24 protein-coding genes are annotated in these 18,200 nt (G+C 70.4%); 19 read left to right on the forward strand and 5 right to left on the reverse strand.

Annotated features, from left to right (window positions below):
• Nucleotides 1-234 precede the first annotated feature (234 nt).
• The 6 genes from ACHFGS_RS09760 (at nt 235) to ACHFGS_RS09785 (ending at nt 4,528) form a co-directional block, all read left to right on the forward strand.
• Nucleotides 235-873, forward strand: coding sequence for a HEAT repeat domain-containing protein (locus tag ACHFGS_RS09760; RefSeq protein ID WP_394280333.1), 639 nt, complete (start codon nt 235-237; stop codon nt 871-873).
• A 208-nt stretch (nt 874-1,081) separates the two neighbouring features.
• Nucleotides 1,082-1,318: a 50S ribosomal protein L28 gene (gene rpmB / locus ACHFGS_RS09765; protein ID WP_394280332.1), complete on the forward strand. Its 237-nt coding sequence runs from the start codon at nt 1,082-1,084 to the stop codon at nt 1,316-1,318.
• On the forward strand, nt 1,318-1,488 hold the full coding sequence (gene rpmG / locus ACHFGS_RS09770; protein WP_005051772.1) for a 50S ribosomal protein L33: 171 nt from the start codon (nt 1,318-1,320) through the stop codon (nt 1,486-1,488). The genes rpmB and rpmG overlap by 1 nt, the downstream gene beginning before the upstream one ends.
• 4 nt (nt 1,489-1,492) lie before the next feature.
• Nucleotides 1,493-1,798 (forward strand): 30S ribosomal protein S14, encoded by a 306-nt coding sequence (rpsN, locus tag ACHFGS_RS09775; protein ID WP_064002676.1) that lies wholly within the window; start codon nt 1,493-1,495, stop codon nt 1,796-1,798.
• Nucleotides 1,799-2,175: 377 nt separating this feature from the next.
• Nucleotides 2,176-2,454 (forward strand): HU family DNA-binding protein, encoded by a 279-nt coding sequence (locus ACHFGS_RS09780; protein ID WP_394289426.1) that lies wholly within the window; start codon nt 2,176-2,178, stop codon nt 2,452-2,454.
• A 97-nt stretch (nt 2,455-2,551) separates the two neighbouring features.
• Complete coding sequence (locus ACHFGS_RS09785) at nt 2,552-4,528, forward strand: cytochrome c oxidase assembly protein (protein ID WP_394280330.1); 1,977 nt, start codon at nt 2,552-2,554, stop codon at nt 4,526-4,528.
• Nucleotides 4,529-4,547: 19 nt separating this feature from the next.
• Here the strand turns inward: ACHFGS_RS09785 and ACHFGS_RS09790 are convergent, their stop codons facing one another.
• Complete coding sequence (locus ACHFGS_RS09790) at nt 4,548-5,669, reverse strand: hypothetical protein (RefSeq protein ID WP_394280329.1); 1,122 nt, start codon at nt 5,667-5,669, stop codon at nt 4,548-4,550.
• A gap of 35 nt (nt 5,670-5,704) precedes the next feature.
• Here ACHFGS_RS09790 and ACHFGS_RS09795 point away from each other — a divergent pair, with 35 nt between their 5' ends.
• Nucleotides 5,705-7,096 carry an ATP-dependent RecD-like DNA helicase gene (locus ACHFGS_RS09795; protein WP_394289427.1) on the forward strand — a complete coding sequence of 464 codons (1,392 nt, stop codon included), beginning with the start codon at nt 5,705-5,707 and terminating at the stop codon, nt 7,094-7,096.
• 6 nt (nt 7,097-7,102) lie between these two features.
• On the opposite strand, the gene ACHFGS_RS09800 is transcribed toward ACHFGS_RS09795, so the two are convergent.
• Nucleotides 7,103-7,756, reverse strand: a complete 654-nt coding sequence (locus tag ACHFGS_RS09800) for a heme oxygenase (biliverdin-producing) (RefSeq protein ID WP_394279531.1) — start codon at nt 7,754-7,756, stop codon at nt 7,103-7,105.
• A 62-nt stretch (nt 7,757-7,818) separates the two neighbouring features.
• Between ACHFGS_RS09800 and ACHFGS_RS09805 the strand changes: the two genes are divergently transcribed.
• The 5 genes from ACHFGS_RS09805 to ACHFGS_RS09825 all read left to right on the forward strand — a co-directional run bounded on the left by ACHFGS_RS09805 (nt 7,819) and on the right by ACHFGS_RS09825 (nt 11,634).
• Nucleotides 7,819-8,127 (forward strand): DUF2470 domain-containing protein, encoded by a 309-nt coding sequence (locus ACHFGS_RS09805; protein WP_394279532.1) that lies wholly within the window; start codon nt 7,819-7,821, stop codon nt 8,125-8,127.
• A gap of 91 nt (nt 8,128-8,218) precedes the next feature.
• Nucleotides 8,219-9,472, forward strand: coding sequence for a serine hydrolase domain-containing protein (locus ACHFGS_RS09810; protein WP_394279533.1), 1,254 nt, complete (start codon nt 8,219-8,221; stop codon nt 9,470-9,472).
• Nucleotides 9,469-10,344, forward strand: a complete 876-nt coding sequence (locus ACHFGS_RS09815) for a DMT family transporter (RefSeq protein ID WP_394279534.1) — start codon at nt 9,469-9,471, stop codon at nt 10,342-10,344. The genes ACHFGS_RS09810 and ACHFGS_RS09815 overlap by 4 nt, the downstream gene beginning before the upstream one ends.
• A gap of 20 nt (nt 10,345-10,364) precedes the next feature.
• Nucleotides 10,365-11,198, forward strand: coding sequence for a carbohydrate kinase family protein (locus tag ACHFGS_RS09820; RefSeq protein ID WP_394279535.1), 834 nt, complete (start codon nt 10,365-10,367; stop codon nt 11,196-11,198).
• A gap of 208 nt (nt 11,199-11,406) precedes the next feature.
• Nucleotides 11,407-11,634 carry an RNA-binding S4 domain-containing protein gene (locus tag ACHFGS_RS09825; protein WP_394280261.1) on the forward strand — a complete coding sequence of 76 codons (228 nt, stop codon included), beginning with the start codon at nt 11,407-11,409 and terminating at the stop codon, nt 11,632-11,634.
• Between the two features lie 6 nt (nt 11,635-11,640).
• On the opposite strand, the gene ACHFGS_RS09830 is transcribed toward ACHFGS_RS09825, so the two are convergent.
• Both ACHFGS_RS09830 and ACHFGS_RS09835 read right to left on the reverse strand, forming a co-directional pair.
• A complete protein-coding gene (locus ACHFGS_RS09830) occupies nt 11,641-12,243 on the reverse strand; it encodes a response regulator (protein WP_394280260.1) in 603 nt (200 codons plus the stop codon).
• Nucleotides 12,240-13,421 (reverse strand): sensor histidine kinase, encoded by a 1,182-nt coding sequence (locus ACHFGS_RS09835; protein WP_394289428.1) that lies wholly within the window; start codon nt 13,419-13,421, stop codon nt 12,240-12,242. Before ACHFGS_RS09835 ends, ACHFGS_RS09830 begins: the two co-directional genes overlap by 4 nt.
• A 156-nt stretch (nt 13,422-13,577) precedes the next feature.
• On the opposite strand from ACHFGS_RS09835, the gene ACHFGS_RS09840 reads away from it, so the two are divergent.
• A complete protein-coding gene (locus ACHFGS_RS09840; protein ID WP_394280258.1) occupies nt 13,578-14,144 on the forward strand; it encodes a small multidrug efflux protein in 567 nt (188 codons plus the stop codon).
• Between the two features lie 52 nt (nt 14,145-14,196).
• Here the strand turns inward: ACHFGS_RS09840 and ACHFGS_RS09845 are convergent, their stop codons facing one another.
• A complete protein-coding gene (locus ACHFGS_RS09845) occupies nt 14,197-14,358 on the reverse strand; it encodes a hypothetical protein (RefSeq protein ID WP_394280257.1) in 162 nt (53 codons plus the stop codon).
• Between the two features lie 131 nt (nt 14,359-14,489).
• Here ACHFGS_RS09845 and ACHFGS_RS09850 point away from each other — a divergent pair, with 131 nt between their 5' ends.
• From ACHFGS_RS09850 to ACHFGS_RS09875, 6 genes are all read left to right on the forward strand, one after another.
• Nucleotides 14,490-15,020 (forward strand): MarR family winged helix-turn-helix transcriptional regulator, encoded by a 531-nt coding sequence (locus tag ACHFGS_RS09850; protein WP_394280256.1) that lies wholly within the window; start codon nt 14,490-14,492, stop codon nt 15,018-15,020.
• Between the two features lie 90 nt (nt 15,021-15,110).
• Nucleotides 15,111-15,470 carry a hypothetical protein gene (locus ACHFGS_RS09855; RefSeq protein WP_394280255.1) on the forward strand — a complete coding sequence of 120 codons (360 nt, stop codon included), beginning with the start codon at nt 15,111-15,113 and terminating at the stop codon, nt 15,468-15,470.
• Nucleotides 15,467-16,201, forward strand: a complete 735-nt coding sequence (locus ACHFGS_RS09860; RefSeq protein WP_394280254.1) for a histidine phosphatase family protein — start codon at nt 15,467-15,469, stop codon at nt 16,199-16,201. The genes ACHFGS_RS09855 and ACHFGS_RS09860 overlap by 4 nt, the downstream gene beginning before the upstream one ends.
• The gene (locus ACHFGS_RS09865) at nt 16,185-17,036 is read left to right on the forward strand and encodes an NAD(P)H-hydrate dehydratase (protein WP_394280253.1); all 852 of its coding nucleotides are present in this window, start codon (nt 16,185-16,187) and stop codon (nt 17,034-17,036) included. The genes ACHFGS_RS09860 and ACHFGS_RS09865 overlap by 17 nt, the downstream gene beginning before the upstream one ends.
• Nucleotides 17,037-17,090: 54 nt before the next feature.
• On the forward strand, nt 17,091-17,600 hold the full coding sequence (locus ACHFGS_RS09870; RefSeq protein ID WP_394280252.1) for a GNAT family N-acetyltransferase: 510 nt from the start codon (nt 17,091-17,093) through the stop codon (nt 17,598-17,600).
• Nucleotides 17,601-17,641: 41 nt separating this feature from the next.
• Nucleotides 17,642-18,088, forward strand: coding sequence for a flavodoxin family protein (locus tag ACHFGS_RS09875; RefSeq protein ID WP_394280251.1), 447 nt, complete (start codon nt 17,642-17,644; stop codon nt 18,086-18,088).
• Nucleotides 18,089-18,200 lie beyond the last annotated feature (112 nt).

The raw sequence follows: 18,200 nt of genomic DNA on the forward strand, positions 1-18,200 counted from the left end.
CAACGAGATCACCGACGACGAACTCACCGAAACCCAGCGACTCCTGAACATCAGACCGCGTCGCACCCTCGGCTACCGGAAACCAGCTGACATGATCAACGAACTGATCAACGGTGTTGCGCTGACAACCTGAAACCGCCCGCGGGGTAGCGGCGTGTCCTGCCACCTGAACAGGCCGTGACGCGGCCCACACCCACCCGGCGATGTGGTGTGCTGGAGCGGGGGAGGTGTGACATGACCGAGGTGGATGCCGCAGGGCGGCTGCGCGCGGCGCTCGACGCGACCGACTCGTCGGCTCGGGTGCAGGCGGCGATGACCGCGGGCACGCACCCGCACCCCACGTACGTGCCGGTGCTCGTGGCGCAGTGCCGCTTCGAGCCGGAGTTCCTCGTGCGCGAGATGCTCACGTGGGCGCTCACCCGGCACGACGCCGAGCAGGTCACCGATCTTCTCCTTCCGGAACTCGGCTCGCGCGGCGCGCAGGTGCGCAGCCAGGCGCTCCACACGCTCTCGAAGATCGGCGGGCCGCGGGTCTGGGCGGCGATCACGAGGGAGCTGCTCACCGACCCCGATGACCAGGTCGCCCGCGTCGCCTGGCGCACCGCCGTGCGCACCGCGCCCGAGACGGCGAAGCCCGAACTCGCGCGTGTGCTCGCGACGCAGCTCGCCCGAGGCGAGCGCGAGACGCAGCGCAGCCTGAGTGAAGCGCTCGCCGCGCTCGGTGAGCACGCCGAGCGGGTCGTCGCGCGCGCCGTCGCCGCGGGCGGGCCGTACGTCCGCACCCACGCCGCGATCACCACCCGGCTGCTGCACGACCCCGAGCTGACCTTCGACGAAGCCGTCGCCGCGGTCGAGGCCGAGCAGCAGCGGTGACCGACGAGTGGATGCCACGCGCTCCGGCAGCCCGAGTCAAGCCGACACGCCCGGCCGTGCTAGACTGACTCTTCGTCTGCGCGCACTCCAGCACGCAGTACGCATCCCCCCTCCTGAAGACGGCTCTACCGCCGTGTCTGGAAGAGGGGTGCAGACAAGGGATCTTGGGTGGGGCCGTCCGGCTTCACGGTACTAAGGAGACATCACTATGGCAGCAGTGTGCCAGGTGACTGGAGCTGTTCCCGGCTTCGGTCACAACATCTCGCACTCGCACCGCCGGACGAAGCGCCGCTTCGACCCGAACGTGCAGAAGAAGACCTACTACGTTCCCACGCTTGGTCGCAAGATCACGCTGAACGTCTCGGCTAAGGGCATCAAGGTCATCGACGCCCGCGGCATCGAGTCGGTCGTGAAGGACCTGATCGCGAAGGGTGTGAAGCTCTAATGGCGAAGAAGGCTCAGGACGTACGTCCGATCATCAAGCTGCGCTCGACCGCAGGCACGGGGTACACCTACGTGACGCGCAAGAACCGCCGCAACAACCCCGACCGCATCGTGCTCAAGAAGTACGACCCGGTGATCCGCAAGCACGTCGAATTCCGAGAGGAGCGCTGATCGCATGGCTAAGAAGAGCAAGATCGCGCGCAACAAGCAGCGTGAGGTCGTCGTCGCTCGCTACGCCGAGAAGCGTGCCGAGCTGAAGAAGACCCTCGTCGACCCGAACGCGACCGACGAGGCCCGCGAGGCCGCCCGCGTCGGCCTGCAGAAGCTTCCCCGCAACGCATCGCCGGTTCGCCTGCGCAACCGCGACGCCATCGACGGGCGCCCCCGCGGCCACCTGTCGAAGTTCGGCATCTCGCGTGTCCGCTTCCGCGAGATGGCGCACCGTGGCGAGCTGCCCGGTGTCACCAAGTCGAGCTGGTAAGCACCCGCTTCACAGAAGGCCCGTTCCTCTTCGAGAGGAGCGGGCCTTCTGCGTTGTCGGAAGGGGGCGACGCCGTAGAAGAGATCGTTGACCCAGCGGGGCGAGCCGCCCAGCAGCAGACCTCGCCGCCTGAAACCCGATCGCGGGTGGCGCCGCGCAGCTCCGCGGAATTCCGCGGAGAGCGGACGAAAACGCCACATCCGTCGCAGAATTCACATCCGACACGCGACACGCCGGCCAAAACGGTCCGAAATGGCGAGATATCCGCGGAATCACGCGGTTCGTGGGTATATTCGGGACCGGTCGCATCGACCAGCCGGCGGGCAACCGCCGGTCCGAGTAACTGAAGACGGCTACCCGCCGTCTGGAGGAGCACCATGGCCATCACCAAGACCGAACTCGTCGCCAGCATCGCCAGCGCCACCGGCGAGAGCCAGGCCACCGTCTCGCGCGTCGTCGACGGCCTGTTCTCGTCCGTCTCCGAGGCCGTCGCCAAGGGCGAGAAGGTCTCGATCCCGGGCTGGATCGCGTTCGAGCAGGTCGACACCGCCGCTCGCACCGGCCGCAACCCGCAGACGGGTGCGGAGATCAAGATCCCCGCGGGCAAGCGCGTCAAGGTCAGCGCCGGCTCGAAGCTGAAGGCTGCCGTCAAGTAAGACGGTCGCTCACGAGGGGGGATGCCACGCGGCATCCCCCCTCTGCGTTCGCCCCCCGCACGGCTCTCGCTCACCCTGACGCGCGTAGGCTGGGGAGGTGAACTCGCGCGCCCTCCGCTATGCCGGGCCGGCGATCCTCGGGGGCGCGGCCCTGCTCGCCCTGCTGATCGGCCTGGCCTTCGGCGGCGGCGCCGCGGAACTCGCGATCGGCGACCCCGGGCCGGTGGTCCGCTGGGGGCTCCCGATCGCCGAGCTGCTGGTCAATCTGTCGGCGGCGCTCCTGGTGGGCTCGCTCGTGGTCGCCCTGTTCTCGCTCGTCGCGGGGACGGAGGAGTTCGACGTCGCGCTGGATGCCGCATCTGCAGGCGCCGCGATCCTGACCGTGTCGGCCGGTGCGACCGCCTTCCTGACATTCCTCAACATCTTCAACGCCCAGCCGAGCGCGGGCGCCGCCTTCGGCGACCAGCTCGGCCGCTTCCTCGTCGACACCGAGCCCGGCCTCGGCTGGCTGATGGTGACGATCGCCGCCGCCGTCCTCACCGTCCTGACGTTCGCGGTGCGGGGATGGCTCGCGACCCTGCTGGTCGCGGTCCTCGCGGTCGCCGCCCTCATTCCGATGGCCACGGTCGGGCACTCCGGTGACGAAGCGAACCACAACGTCGCCGTCACCTCCCTCGCCATCCACATCATCGGCGCCGGGGTCTGGCTCGGCGGGCTGCTCGTCATCGTCCTGCTGCGCCCCGTGCTCGGGCGGGAGCGCCTTCCCGACGTCCTCAGCCGGTACTCGAGCATCGCTCTCGCCGCGTTCGTGGTCGTCGCCCTCTCCGGCATCGCACGCGCCATGATCGGCGTCGTCTCGTGGGAGAACCTCTTCTCGCCCTACGGCGCCCTCCTCGCGGTCAAGGTCCTCGCCCTGCTGGCGATGGGCGGGCTCGGCGCCGTGTACCGGCGCCGGCTCATCGCCGGGCTCCGCGAGACCGCGGCATCCGTCCGCTTCTGGACCCTCGTGGCCGTCGAAGTCGTCTTCATGGGCATCGCATCGGGAGCGGCCGTCGCCCTGTCGGTCACACCTCCTCCCGTCAACACTGAGCTGCCGACGGAGCGGACGCCCGCGCAGATCCTCACCGGCTCGCCGCTTCCGCCGGAGCTGACGCTCGACCGCTGGTTCACGCAGTGGGACGTCGACCTCATCTGGGCCTTCGCCGTCGGGTTCGGGCTGTTCTTCTACCTCGCCGGAGTCCGCCGCCTGGCCCGCCGCGGCGATCACTGGCCGGTCTACCGCACGGTGCTCTGGGTGTTCGGTCTTCTGCTGCTCCTGTGGGTGACGTGCGGGCCGATCAACGCGTACCAGGACTACCTGTTCAGCATCCACATGGTCGGGCACATGCTGCTGTCGATGGCGATCCCGATGTGCCTCGTCTTCGGCGCACCGGTGACCCTCGCGTCGCGCGCGATCCGCAAGCGCACCGACGGCACGCGCGGCGGTCGCGAATGGATCCTCTGGGCCGTGCACAGCCCGTACTCACGGGTGATCACCCACCCCCTCGTCGCCGGTGCGCTCTTCATCGGATCGCTCTGGGCGTTCTACTACACCGACCTCTTCCGCTGGACGCTCTACGAGCACCTCGGCCACGAGTGGATGGTCGTCCACTTCCTGCTCTCGGGCTACCTCTTCGTGCTCTCGCTCGTCGGCATCGATCCGGTGCCCTACCGGCTGCCGCACTCCGGGCGCCTGCTCACCCTCATCGGCGTGATGGCAATGCACGCCTTCTTCGGCATCTCGATCATGATGTCGTCGGGCCTGTTCGTCGCGGAGTGGTTCGGGTCGATGGGGCGCACGTGGGGGGCAGACCCGCTCGAAGATCAGTACATCGGCGGCGGCATCGCATGGTCGATCGGCGAGCTGCCGACTCTCATCCTCGCGATCATCGTCGCGGTGCAGTGGAGCCGTTCCGACGCGCGGCAGCAGCGCAGCGCCGACCGGCATGCCGACCGCACCGGCGACGCGGAGCTCGAGGAGTACAACGCGCGCCTGCAGAAGCTGGCCGACCGCGACGCCCGCGCTTCACGCTGACGCACGCGGGGCGCCGGGTTCAGTCGGTCGCGGCGACGGCGATAGAGGCGGCGCCGTCGGGGAGGATCGTGATCCTGCCGGTGATGAAGAACGGCACCTCCTCGTCGACGTCCTTCACGCTGCCGTCGAAGAGCGACTGGATCTGTACGTCGATCTCGGCGACGGCCTGCGTGCGGGTGATCGCCCAGTCGGCGCCGTCGGGCTCGAGGGTCACGACCGGGTGCTCGGCGATCGACCAGGACGGCGGCTCGACGATGCGGTTGCGCACGTAGTAGCCGAACGGGCAGCCGGTCGGCTGGAGCACCTTCTGGGTGGCGCAGTCCTCGAGGAAGGCATCGACCTTCGTCTGCACGACGTCGATGAACTGGTCGGTCGGTTCGGCCTGGAACGACACCGGAACCGAGGTGAGCGGCGCATCGGCGAGCACCGCGACGCCGGGGCTTTCGGTCGTCGGGGTGTCGACGGTGATGGAGTAGAGCCCCGGCGAGAAGGCCAGCAGGGAAACCGGTTCGAGGGGATCGGCCTCGAGGCCCTCGGGGGAGATCTGCCGCTTGTCGATGGCGAAGCCGTTCACCTCGAACTGCATCGAGCCGCGGACGGCGAGTTCGATGACCGCGAGCGGGCTCTCCGCGAAACGCCACGTCGGCGCGACCCCGATGCGTCCCTCGCGCTCAACGAGGAACGCCGTCGTCCCGGAGTGTCCGCCGGCTCGGTATGAGACGGTGACCGCGGTCGTGCCGTCCGCGCGCTCCTCCTCGTCCACGGGTTCGACGTCGTCCAGAGGAGCCAGCGCATCCTTGCGCAGCAGGGCGTGACTGGCGGCGTCGGGCAGTCCCTCATCGGCGAGTCCCTGCGAGTCGACCGCCACGCCGGGGACCAGGAGTGCATCCGCGGCGCGCCCGTCCGAGAGGAGATCGAGGTACTGCAGGACGAACGCGGTTGGACTGTACAGCTGGCGATAGGTCACGGCTCCCGCGGCGCCCAGTGCGCCCAGGAGGAGCGCTCCGACGACGACGAGCGCGGTGAGGTCGAACGCGAGCTTCCGCCGCCGCCGCTGCTGCGTCACGGTCGAGGTGCGCGTGGGAGCGGGCGCGTCGACGGACGCGGCATCCACTGCTCCCGTTCCATCGACGCTTTCCACGCGTTCAGTCTAGGAAGAGACCGCTGATAGCTAGCATGGTTCCGGTGAGCACGCCGCCCCTGTCCCCCGAGCAGGAGGCGCTCTTCCGTCGCATCGAGGACACGAGAGACCACGTCTTCGTCACCGGTCGGGCCGGCACCGGCAAGTCCACGCTGCTGCAGCACCTGGCCTGGAACACCGAGAAGCAGATCGCCGTCTGCGCGCCGACAGGCGTCGCCGCCCTCAACGTCGAAGGCCAGACGATTCACTCGCTGTTCCGCCTGCCGATCGGCCTCGTCGCCGACAGCGAGCTCGAGCAGTCCGACGCGACCCGCAAGATCCTGAACGCGATCGACACGCTCGTGATCGACGAGGTGTCTATGGTGAACGCCGATGTCATGGACGGCATCGACCGCTCGCTCCGGCAAGCCCGTCGCCGCCGGTCCGAGCCGTTCGGCGGCGTGCAGGTCGTGATGTTCGGTGACCCGTATCAGCTCTCCCCGGTGCCGCCGCGGGGCGACGAGCTCCGGTACATCCAGGATCACTACCGCTCGTTCTGGTTCTTCGACGCGCAGGTGTGGGCGGGGCCGAGGGCGGATGCCGGGGCGATCCGCTCCGACGGGCTCCTCGACCTCGGGCGCGTGGGCGCACCGCTGCACATCGCCGAGCTGCGCGACATCCACCGCCAGAACGACGATGCGTTCAAGGCGATGCTCAACGCCGTGCGTCACGGCATCGTCACCGCTGACATCGCCGAGGCGCTCAACGCCGCCGGTGCGCGGAAGCCCCCCGAGCCCGCGGAGGGGGAGGTGCCGATCATCACCCTCGCCACGCGCAACGACATCGTCGGCCGCATCAACCAGCGCCACCTCGACGCCCTCCCGGGCCCCGTGCAGACCGCCCGGGCCGATATCAGCGGCGACTTCGGACGGGGGGATGCCGCGTACCCGGCTGAGCCTGAGCTGCAGCTGAAGGTGGGCGCGCAGGTCATGTTCCTCCGCAACGACATCGGCGGCTTCGGTGGCGACGGCCCGCGGTGGGTGAACGGCTCGATCGGCACGGTGACCCGGATCGCCGGCGGCACGGTGCGCGTCGAACTCGACGGCGAAGAGCACGATGTCGAGCCGGCGGTGTGGGAGAGATTCCGCTACGCGTACGACCCCGGCACCCGCAAGCTCACCCGGGAGATCGTCGCCGAATACACGCAGTTCCCGCTGCGGCTGGCGTGGGCGGTCACGATCCACAAGTCGCAGGGCAAGACGTACGACCGCGCGATCGTCGATCTCGGCAGCGGAGCGTTCGCCCCCGGGCAGACCTACGTCGCGCTGTCGCGGCTGACCTCGCTCGAAGGGCTCTACCTCTCGCGCCCGCTCCGCCCCGCGGACATCCTCGTCGATCGCGACGTGCGCCGCTTCATGGCCGGCGTCCGCGCCGCTCAGGCGGTCTGATCGGCTTCAGACCGCGGCGGCGGCCTTCCCGTCGGCGAGGTCGATGAACAAGTCGGTGTTGTACTGATATGCCCGGAGCACTTCGTCGATCACGCGCTCGCGCTCCGCGGCATCCCACGGCACCGCGTCGAGCCGGCGGCGGTAGTCCTCCTTGAAGGCGGCCGGGTCGGCGATCTCCTCGAAGGTGTAGAAGGCGACGCCCTTCGTCTCGAAGCCGAACTGGCGCGCCATCAGCCGGCCGATGAACAAGCCCCCGGAGAGATCGCCGAGATAGCGGGTGTAGTGATGCGCGACGAAGCCGCCCGGCCAGGTGGCGCCGACCTCGCGGATGCGTGCGACGTAGCGTTCGGTGGTCGGCAGTGGGGCGATGCGCTCCCGCCAGTCGGCGCCGATGAGGAACTCCAGGTCGGCGTCGAGCGCGGGCAGGCGGGTCAGCTTGTCGCTGATGAACGCGGATGCCACCGGGTCGCCCGCCATGGTCGCTGCGGCCTGCTCGAGCGCCTCGTAGATGAACCGGTGCTGCGCGACCAGCGCGGTGTAATCCTCGCGGCATCCGTCCCCGCGCATGAGATCGGTCATGAACCCTGCGCCCTCGCTGGAGGAGTGCGCGGAGGCGGTGCGCTTCTTGACCAGAGCGGAGAACGGGAGGGTGCCGGTCATGGCACGAGCCTACAGTAAGGCTCAGCTAACCTGAAGGTCTTTCTCGCCGCTACGCTGTCGACATGCCCTCCGAGTTCGACGATGCCGTGCGCACCGCGGTGCTCCGCCACATGAATAACGACCACCGCGACGACAACGTGCTGATCGCCCGCGCGTTCGGTCCGTTCGGCGATGTCATCGACGCGACCATGACGACCTTCGACGGCGACGGCGGGCAGTGGCACGTGATCACGGCGGACGGTGCGGAAGAGGTCATCCGGGTGCCTTGGCCGGGTGGGTCGATCAGCGAACGCCCCGAGGTGCGGCGCGAAATCGTGGCCCTGTACGACGCGGCGTGCGCGCGTCTCGGGGTCGAGCCGCGACCGCACTGAGCGAAGTGTGTCAACCCTCCGCGATCACAGCAGTCGCGGGGGCCCGGTGTGCTGTAATCGATGGATGCACCGAGCGGGGGACGAGCACCGGATGACACGACGCAACTGGAGCCGTGTGGTCGGATTCATCGCGGCCGGTGCGCTCGCTCTGGGCCTCGCCGCGTGCGCCCCCGAGCCGCCCGTCATCGACGTCGGCATCGACCAGCTCGACTCGGCGCTGCCGGGCGACGTCGAAGCCCAGCTTCAGCAGATCACCGAGGGTGCGATGGCCGCGACCGGATCGACCGGGGCGATCGTCGGCGTCTACGCGCCCTGGGCCGGCCAGTGGGTAACCGGGCTGGGAACGACTGCCCCCGGTGGCGAGCCCGTTGACGCGGACATGTCCTTCAAGGCGACGGCCGTCACCCGGGCGATGACCTGCGACGTGCTCTACGCCCTCGTCGAGCGCGGCACCGTCGAGCTCGACGACACCGTCACGGAGTGGCTGGAGACGTACCCGAACGTCAAGGACGTCACCCTCGAGCAGCTGTGCGACAGCACGAGCGGCATCCGAGGATATGCCAACGCGATCATGCCGCGACTGCTCGCCATCCCCGAGCGGAAGTGGGTCTCCCGTGAGCTCGCCGCGTACGGCCTGGCGCCGGGGCGCGCGTTCGAGTCGGGCAAGCAGTTCTCCGACTCCGACACCGGGTACGTCCTGCTCGGGATCGTGCTCGAGCGTGCCAGCGGGCTGTCGCTCAACGAGCTGTACGACGAATATGTCTTCACCCCGCTCGGCATGACCGAGACCTCTTTCCCCACCTCGATCGACGACTCGGGTGACTGGCTCGGCGGTCTCATCTCGCGCACCGACGGCAACGGCGACATCAAGTGCGCCGAGCCCGACGACATCACCGCGCTCTCGCCCACCGCCGGTGCCGGTGCGGCGGGTGCCGTCTCGACGGTGTCCGACCTCGCGACCTATGTGCGCGCCCTCGCCGCCGGAGCACGCTCGTACGACAGTGAAGAGCGCTTCGCCGACCCCCGCACCACCGGCAACCGCCAGCCGTCGTGGTTCACCGCCGACGGCGGCGCCTACCAGGCGGGCTCGCTCATCGGTCAGCACGGCTCGCTGCCCGGCTACATGACCGCCGCCTACGCCGACCGCGAGACCGGCCTCACCGTCGTCGTCGTGCTGAACAACTCGCGCGGCTCGTCGGTGATCGCCCGGCTCGCCGCGTGGCAGCTCGCCGCGATCGCCTCGAAGGCCCCGGCCGCCGACGGCCGCACCGCGCCCGAGGCAGGTCTGCCGTGGACCGCGGAGAGCCTGGAGAGCCAGATCCGCAGGCTCGCGATCTGCTCGTGAGTCCTCGATCGGCCCCGACATCGGCGGTCGGTCTCGTCGTCATCGGGCTCCTCTGCCAAGAGGTGGGGGCCTCCCTCGCCGTCCTGCTGTTCCCCGAGGTCGGTCCGCTCGGCATGGTGATGCTGCGGCTCGTATTCTCGGCGACGCTGCTGCTGCTCATCGCACGCCCCGCGCTGCGCGGGCACGACCGGGCCGCGTGGGTCGCCGTCGTCCAGCTCGGGGCGGCGCTCGCCGTGATGAACGGCTTCTTCTATCTCGCACTCGCTCGTCTGCCGCTCGGGGTGGCCGTCACGATCGAGGTGCTCGGCCCGCTCGTGCTGTCGATCATCGCCAGCAGGCGTGCGTCGGCCTGGCTGTGGGCGGGCCTCGCCTTCGCGGGCGTCGTCGCGCTCGCCGGTGGTGGCTGGGACCGGCTCGACCCGCTCGGGGTGCTCTTCGCCCTGGGCGCCGCCGTCTGCTGGGCGCTGTACATCCTCTCCTCCGCCAAGGTGGGCGCCGCCTTCCCCCGGCTCGACGGGCTCGCGCTCGCGATGGCGTTCGGCGCGCTGCTGTCCCTTCCGTTCGGGATCGCGAATGCCGGCACCGCGCTGCTCCGGTGGGATCTCGTCGCGCTGGGTGCCGCCGTGGCCGTGCTGTCGTCGACCATCCCGTACACGCTCGAACTGGTCGCTCTGCGTCGCCTCCCCGCCGCGGCCTTCTCGATCCTCATGTCCCTCGCCCCCGCGACCGCGGCGCTCGCCGGATTCGTCCTGCTCGGGCAGCACCTGAGCATCCTCGAGCTGATCGGCATGGCCCTGGTCATCGCGGCCTCGATCGGCGCCGTCCGCGCCGCGGGCCGCCGCGCGGACGAGATCGCCGAGCCGACCGGGTGACCCTGCGCTTGAATGGGCGCATGACCGTCGTCGTCTGCGGGCCCGCCGCGTGGAATCACCTCATCCTGCTCGATCGCCTCCCCGAGCCCGTCCCGCACATGCAGTTCGCCTCTGCCTCAGTGCACACCGTGGGGGGCACGTCGGCCGGAAAGGCGGTCCACCTGGCGGATGCCGGTGTCGCTGTCCGACTGCACGCCCTTCTCGGGGAGGATGCCGAGGGCGCGGCGGTCGCCGAGGCGCTGCGGCGCGCCGAGGTCGAAGTGGTGCGGCACGTGAGCGCGGTCACCGAGCAGCACGTGAACCTGATGACCGCTGAGGGCGGACGGGTGTCGCTGTACGTCGCCACGCCATCGCCTGTCGACGAGTCCGCTGTCGACACGTCACTCGCCGACCTGGCGACCGCCGAGGTCGCGGTCGTCGATCTCAGCGTCTTCGGGGCCGAACTGATCCGGCGTGGCGTCGGCGCCCCGGTCTGGACCGACCTCCACGACTACGACGGGTCCTCGGCATTCCACGAGCCGTTCCTGCGTGCCGCCGAGGTCGTCTTCATGAACGACGACGCGGTCGACGACCCGTGGGCGCTGCTGCGATCGTGCGTCGACCGCGGCCCACGCATGGCGGTCTGTACGCGGGGCGCCGAAGGCGCGATCGCGCTGGGCGCGGACGGCACGCGGTACGCCGTGGCCGCGGCATCCGTCGACGTCGTCGACACCAACGGCGCGGGCGACGCCTTCTTCGCCGGGTTCCTCGCCGCGCATCTGGCGGGCGCCGACGTGGACGGATGCCTCGTGGCGGGCGCGCAGCAGGCTGTCGTCGCGCTGGAGTCCGCCCACCTGCACCCCGCGCTCGCCTGAGCCGCGCAGCGTGCTCCCCCCGCGCGCCGCGTGCTCCCCCGCGCGCCGCGCGTGAGCTGCGCCACACCTGCGCCGAATCAACACCCAACTCGCGAATCAACAGCGAGTTCGCGTGCATTCGCTGTTGATTCGGGAACCCAGTGTTGATTGGGCGGCCGGGAGGGGGACGGGGGACGGGGGACGGGGGTGCCGGGGTTACGATTCGGGGATGAGCGACCCGGCATCCATCGACGACGTCTCCATCGGAGGGGACGGCATCCGTCTCGGCCAGTTCCTGAAGTTCGCGGGCATCCTCGACTCGGGCGGCGACGTCAAGGAGGCGATCATCGACGGTTTCGTGACGGTCAACGGCGAGGTCGACCGGCGACGCGGCCGGCAGCTGCAGGTCGGCGATGTCGTCACGTTCGAGGGGCGCAGCGTCCGAGTCTCACACTGACGCGCCTCAGATCCAGCCGCGCTCCTCGGCCAGCAGCACGGCCTGTTGGCGGGTCTGCACGTGCAGCTTCCCGAGGATCGCCGAGATGTGGTTGCGGACCGTCCCGGGGGCGAGCGCCAGCGTCCGGGCGATCTGACCCGTCGTCTCGCCGCGCCGACCCGCACGGAGCACGTCCAGCTCCCGATCCGACAGTGGGCTGCGCTCGTCGGTGAGCGCATCCGCGGCGATCTCGGGATCCACGTAGCGTCCGCCCGCGGCCACCCTGCGAATGGCGGCGGCGAGCTCATCGGCTCCGCGGGACTTCGGCAGGAAGCCGCTCACCCCGGCCGCGAGTGCGCGGCGGAGGACGCCCGGGCGGGCGTGCCGGGTGACCAGGACGCAGCGGCTCGAGACCGACCGGAGCACCCGCTCGGCGACCTCGACGCCGTCCAGACCCGGCATCTCCAGGTCGAGCAGGCACACGTCCGGTCGCAGCCGCTGCGCCTCCGCGAGCGCCTCGGGACCGTCCGCGCATTCGGCGACCACCTCGATGTCGTCCTCCAGCCGAAGGAGCGCCGCCAGCGCGGAGCGGATCATCCCCTCGTCGTCGGCGAGCAGCACGCGGATCATGCGGCACCCTCCGCGCCAGGTACCCGGACCGTGACGGTGAAGCGACCCTCGCCCCGCTGGACGCGCAGCGTGCCGCCGGAGGCGGCCAGGCGGTCGGCGATGCCGTTCAGACCCGACCCGAGCCCCGACCCGGCGGCATCCGTCGCATTGTCGGCCCCGTACACCCAGCCCGAGCCCTCACGCGAGAGGGAGAGGCGCACGCCCCCGGGTGTGCCGTGGCGGAGGATATTGGTTGTCGTCTCACGGATCACCGGTCCGAGCACGTCCGCGGGGGCGTCGTCGATGTCGGGGGTGCAGACGGCGGTCGCGTCTTGCCCGGCGGCCCGCAGGAGGTCCTGGGCGTTGGCGAGCTCGTCGCGCAGCGGCACGGACCGGAACCGCGTTGCGAGGTCGCGGGTGCCCTGGCGGGCGTCATCCACGCTGGCGCGGGCGAGTGCCAGCTGGGCCATGCCCGCTTCGGAGTCGCGCGGCATGAGACGTGCCGCGAGCTCCAGCTGCAGGGCGATCACCTGGAGGTGGTGGCCCTGCAGGTCGTGGACGTCGGTGGCCAAGCGCAGCCGCTCCTGCGTGGCCGCGAGCCGGGCTTCGGAGGCTCGCGCCCGGTCGAGCGTGATGAGCACATCCCACCACCACAGCGAGAGCACGGTCATCGCCGGGAGGAGCGATCCGTACACGGCGACGAAGCGGGCGCCCTCCTGCAGGTCCGCTCCCGCGGCGCTGAACGGGCCGGCGACGAGCATGACCGCCACGATCGCCGCGGTCACCATGGCGATGATCTTCCAGCGCAGGCCAGGCCGCCAGCCGAGCAGGGCGACCGCCTGGGCGAGCATGATGACAGCCACCATCTCCCCGCCACCGACGAGCAGGAGCGCGCCGGTGGCGACGAGCGCCACCACGCCGATCGCGATCCAGCCGAACCGCGAGGCGACCGGAGGGTGCTCGGGGGTCCGATGCCGGTAGTCGCGCAGGAGCTGAAGCGTGGCGAGGCACCAGGTCGCGCCGAGTGCGAGGGTCGCCACGATCGATGCGTCGCCGGTGCCGCGCTCGACCTGGTCGGCGATCCACAGCATCCCGATGATCACCTCGAAGAAGATGACCGCGCCGACTGTGTACCACCAGGTGGCGCGCACGCCCCGGACGGGAGCGAGGGCGACGGAGGGAGCGGCGGCAGAACTCATCGGCATCCAGCGTAGGCGCATGACAGTTGTCACCCCCCGGGCGTGCAGGCGTCCCGCCGGGACGTGACGCGGCGACACTGGGAGCGAGCGAGCCCCTGCGGTGGACTGGTGTCACCACCGCGGAGGAGCCTCCGCAACCCAGCGAAAGGAACCGTCATGAGCGCTCTCGACACCTTCCAGGACTTCGTCGCCCAGATGCCGGAGGTCCTCCAGCCGGTCGCGGTCGCGCTGGTCGGCGCCGTGCCCTTCGTCGAAGGAGAGGGAGCGGTCACGGTCGGCATCATCGGCGGCATCCACCCGCTCGTGGCGGGCGTCGCCGCGGTTGCGGGCAACATCCTCTGCGTGCTCGTCGTCGTGCTCGTCACCGCGGGCACGCGCCGAGCGATCGTGACCCGTCATCGGGCCCGCGTCTCCGCGCGCGAGGCCGTGGCGGTCGGGGGCGGCACCGTCGCGGTCGAAGAGCTCGAGGCGCGGGAGCGCTCCGAGGCCGCGACCAGCCCGCGCAAGCAGAAGTTCTTCCGTGCGCTCGACAAGTACGGCGTGCCCGGCGTCAGCCTGCTGGGCCCGCTGCTGCTGCCGACGATGTTCACGGCGGCGACGCTCGCCGGCATCGGCATCTCGCACGGCCGCATCATGTTCTGGCAGACGCTCGCGATCATCGGCTGGACCTCGATCGTCGGCGCCCTCATCTGGGTGGTGTTGCAGTCCGCACTGGGCGCGTGAGGACGGGAGCCTGCCCGCCGCTCGAAGGGAGTGGCGGGCAGGCCGCGCGGCGTCAGTCGGTCGGCTCCTCATGGCCGACGGAGCGGGCCTCGAGGTACGCGCACAGTTCAGCGGCGACCGAGAACTCGACCGCCAGGCCCTGCATCTGGTGGCTGGTCAGCACCGTCGACTCGTCGTGCGGCTCGATCGTCACCCGCCAGGGTGCTTCGCCCATGCCGGGGGTCCTCCGGTGCAGGGAGTGAAGGTAGCGGAAGCGGGACGGAAAGGCGAGTGCCCTCCGGCCTCCGCTGGTTCTCCACTATTCTCGACCATGACGGTGCATTCGGTGCCGATCGAGGAGCACACGTGACGGACGTCCACATCGAGGGCACCGGAGACCAGGGTCGACCGACCGGGTACTGGTACGACGAAGCCCCCGGGCAACGTGAACGAGCACGACGTGTCCTCGAGTCGCTCCGCACCTATCGGGCTGCGGAGACCGCGATGCGACGCCGCACCCGCGATTCGATGTCGATGGGCGAGAACGAACTGCTCGCCCTGCGCTACCTGCTCCGCCAGCCCGACCACTCCGCGCGACCCTCCGAACTCGTGAAGTACCTCGGCGTCACCTCGGCGTCGATAACGACGATGCTCGACCGGCTCGAGAAGTCCGGTCGTGTGCAGCGCGTGGCCAATCCCAGCGATCGCCGCAGCATCTTCGTGCGCGCGACGCCGCATGCCAACGAAGAGGTCCGCGAGACTCTCGGTCGCATGCACGACCTGATGTACGGCGTCGCCGTCGGCATGAGCCCCGAGGCCCAGGAGCACGTCGTGGCGTTCCTGCAGCAGATGGCTGACGCCGTCGACGGCGTTGAGCCCGCGGCATCCGCCGGCTGATCGCGCCGCTTCCAGACCGGTTCATAACCGCTCGAGTCGCTCCGCGCAAGCGGTGCGCAAAGCTCGCCCGGTGCCCGCATGATGTTGCGCATGCGACGCATCACCTATGCCGGGGAGACCGTGATCACCACCGACGACGTGGCTGACGCGCTCGTGGACCTGACCGCCGCTGTGGCCAGTGCAGGCCGAGCGGATGCCGTGTCGATTCCGATCGTGACGGACCGAGGCCGGGAGGTCGGCGAAGCCGAACTCATCATCGGGGTCGGGAACGACGTGCTGTCGGTGCCCGTCGAGTGGTCGGCGGAGCAGCCCGACTTCTCCGCCGCGGCCCAGCGACTGCGCCAGCACCCGCTGTTTCCCGGCCGCCCCGACACCGCGGCCGACATCGAGTTCGATGAGGGCCCCGACATGCACTGGGACCCCGACCTCGACGGCTTCGGGCGGGCATGAGCGCAAGCGCATCGACCGTGCGGACGCTCTGGCTCGTGCGCCACGGCGAGAGCGAGGGCAATCTCGTCGCCACCGCCGCTGACCGATCGGGCGCCGAGCAGCTCGACCTCGAATGGCGGGATGCCGACACCCCCCTGTCCGCCGGCGGCGAGGAGCAGGCGGTCGCCCTCGGTTCCTGGATGCGCGATCATGCCGACGGCATCGACGTCGCGTGGGTGTCCCCGTACGTCCGTGCACGCCGCACGCTGGAACTCGCCGCGTCCGGCACCGATCTGCCGATCCTCATCGACGAGCGGCTGCGCGATCGTGAACTCGGCGTTCTCGACGGGCTGACCCGTCGGGGGGTCGAGGCGCGGCATCCCGCGGAGGCGGAGCGCCGGCGCAAGCTCGGCAAGTACTACCACCGGCCGCCCGGCGGTGAGTCGTGGGCGGACGTCGCCCTCCGGCTGCGCTCCTTCTTGCAGGACGCGCTCGCGGCGCCCGTCGGTGAGGCGGTCATCGTGGCTCACGACGCGGTCGTCATGCTGACCCTGTCACTGCTGCTGCCGTGGTCGGAGGAGGAACTGCTCGGGTTCGCGGCCGATCACACCGTCCTGAACGCCTCCGTCACCCGTCTCGACCACGACGGGGAGCGCTGGACCCTGACATCCTTCGCCGACGTCGCCCACCTGCGCGAAGAGGGGGCCGACGTCACCGTCCACTCGGGAGACCCCGATGTCGAACCTCGCTGATCGCGTCACGCCCGCCCTGCTGCGCTCGTGGGAGCTTCCCGATCCGGGCGAGTCGAAGAAGTCCCGGGGGCGGGTCGCCGTCGTGGGCGGTTCGATCCTCTCGCCCGGCGCCGTCATGCTCGCGGGCGAGGCCGCTCTGCGCGTCGGTGCCGGTCTGGCGACGCTGATGGTCCCCGCCGAACTGGCCGTGCCGATGGGAGTGGCCCTTCCCGAAGCGGGCGTGTGCGGACTCCCACCGGCGGGAGAAGACCTGCCCGCCGGTGCGCGTGGAGAACTCGAGGCTGCGCAGACCGTCCTGGTCGGACCGGGTCTCGCCGACCCCGACGAGACGCGTGATCGGGTCGAGCGGGTCGCCGCGGCATCCGCTGTCCCCCTTCTTCTCGACGCCTTCGCCCTCGGGGTGCTCCCTGACCTCGACCGGGCGACGTTGCCAGCCGACCTCGTGCTGACGCCCAACCGGGAGGAGGCGGCGCTGCTCCTTGGGGAGGAGGAGACGGATGCCGATCCTCCGGCGGTCGCGGAGATCGCGCGCCGCTATCGCGCCGTCGTCAGCTGCTACGGCTACATCGCCGAGCCGGACGGGCAGGTCTGGGAGGTGCCGCGCGGCGGGCCGGGCCTCGGCACCTCGGGCAGCGGCGATGTGCTGTCGGGTGCCATCGCGGGTTTCCTGGCTCGCGGTGTCCGTCCCGCCGAGGCGGCCGTGTGGGGAACGTGGCTTCACACGCGCGCGGGGAACCGGCTCACGGCGCGGGTGGGAATCGGGTTCCTGGCGCGGGACATCGTGCGCGAGTTGACCCCGTCACTGGCGGAGACCGTCGGCCACCCGCTCGTGTGAGGCTCGCATAAGGTCGATCTGCGCGGTTCCGGTCGCTGCGCGGAAGGAACGCGGATGGAGATCCGAGACGCCCGCGCGGGCGACGCGGCGGTGATCGCCGAGATCTACAACGACGCCGTGCGCCACACGACGGCGATCTGGAACGACGCCACCGTCGACACCGAGAACCGGGAGCGGTGGATCGCCGAGCGGCAGGGGAGCGGGTTCCCCGTCCTCGTCGTCGTCGACGCGGACGGTGCTGTGCTCGGATACGCCTCCTACGCGCAGTGGCGACCGTTCGACGGGTACCGCCACACCGTCGAGCACTCCGTCTACGTGCGCGCCGACCAGCGGGGCGCGGGGCACGGGCGAGCGCTCATGCGTGCGCTCATCACCCGTGCGCGGGGAAGCGGCATCCACGTCATGGTGGCCGGAATCGACGCCTCGAACAGCGGATCGATCCGACTGCATGAGGCTCTCGGCTTCACCGTGGCGGGGACGGTGCCGCAGGTCGGGGCGAAGTTCGGCACGTGGCTCGACCTGACCTTCATGTCTCTCGTGCTGGACGACCGCGCGCAGCCGTAGGGTGCGTGCCCTCGGCGGCGTGGTCGTCTTAGGCTCGGGGCATGGCTCGCCTGCTCGTCGTGCACCACTCGCCGACGCCGGGCGTGCGCGCGCTGGCCGATGCCGCGATGCGCGGTGCGCGGTCGGCGGAGGACGTCGAGATCGTCGAGCGTGCGGCCCTCGATGCGACCGCCGAGGACGTGCTCGCCGCGGACGGCTACCTGCTCGGGACGACCGCGAATTTCGGCTACCTGTCGGGTGCGCTGAAGCACTTCTTCGACACCACGTACAACGAGACCCACGAGGCGACGTCGGGGCGGCCGTTCTCCTATTGGATCCACGGCGGCTACGACACGACGGGAGCCGAGCAGGCGATGACCGCCATCACGCGCGGGTACGGGTTCCGCCTCGCGTCATCGCCTCTCGTCTTCACGGGCGAGACGGATGCCGTGCGCCTCGAGGCGGCCGAGGAGCTCGGCGCGACCCTCGCCTGGCGGCTCACGCTCTGACGGGTGCAGGCAGGGGTCTGGTCTCGTACTGATCATCGAGATGCGTGCGGTCGGCCGGCGGTGAGCGTAGACCTCCGGCATCCGTCCGTCCAGCCCGGGGTGCGCGACGCTT

The organism is Microbacterium sp. (assembly GCF_043427715.1).
Taxonomy (GTDB): domain Bacteria; phylum Actinomycetota; class Actinomycetes; order Actinomycetales; family Microbacteriaceae; genus Microbacterium.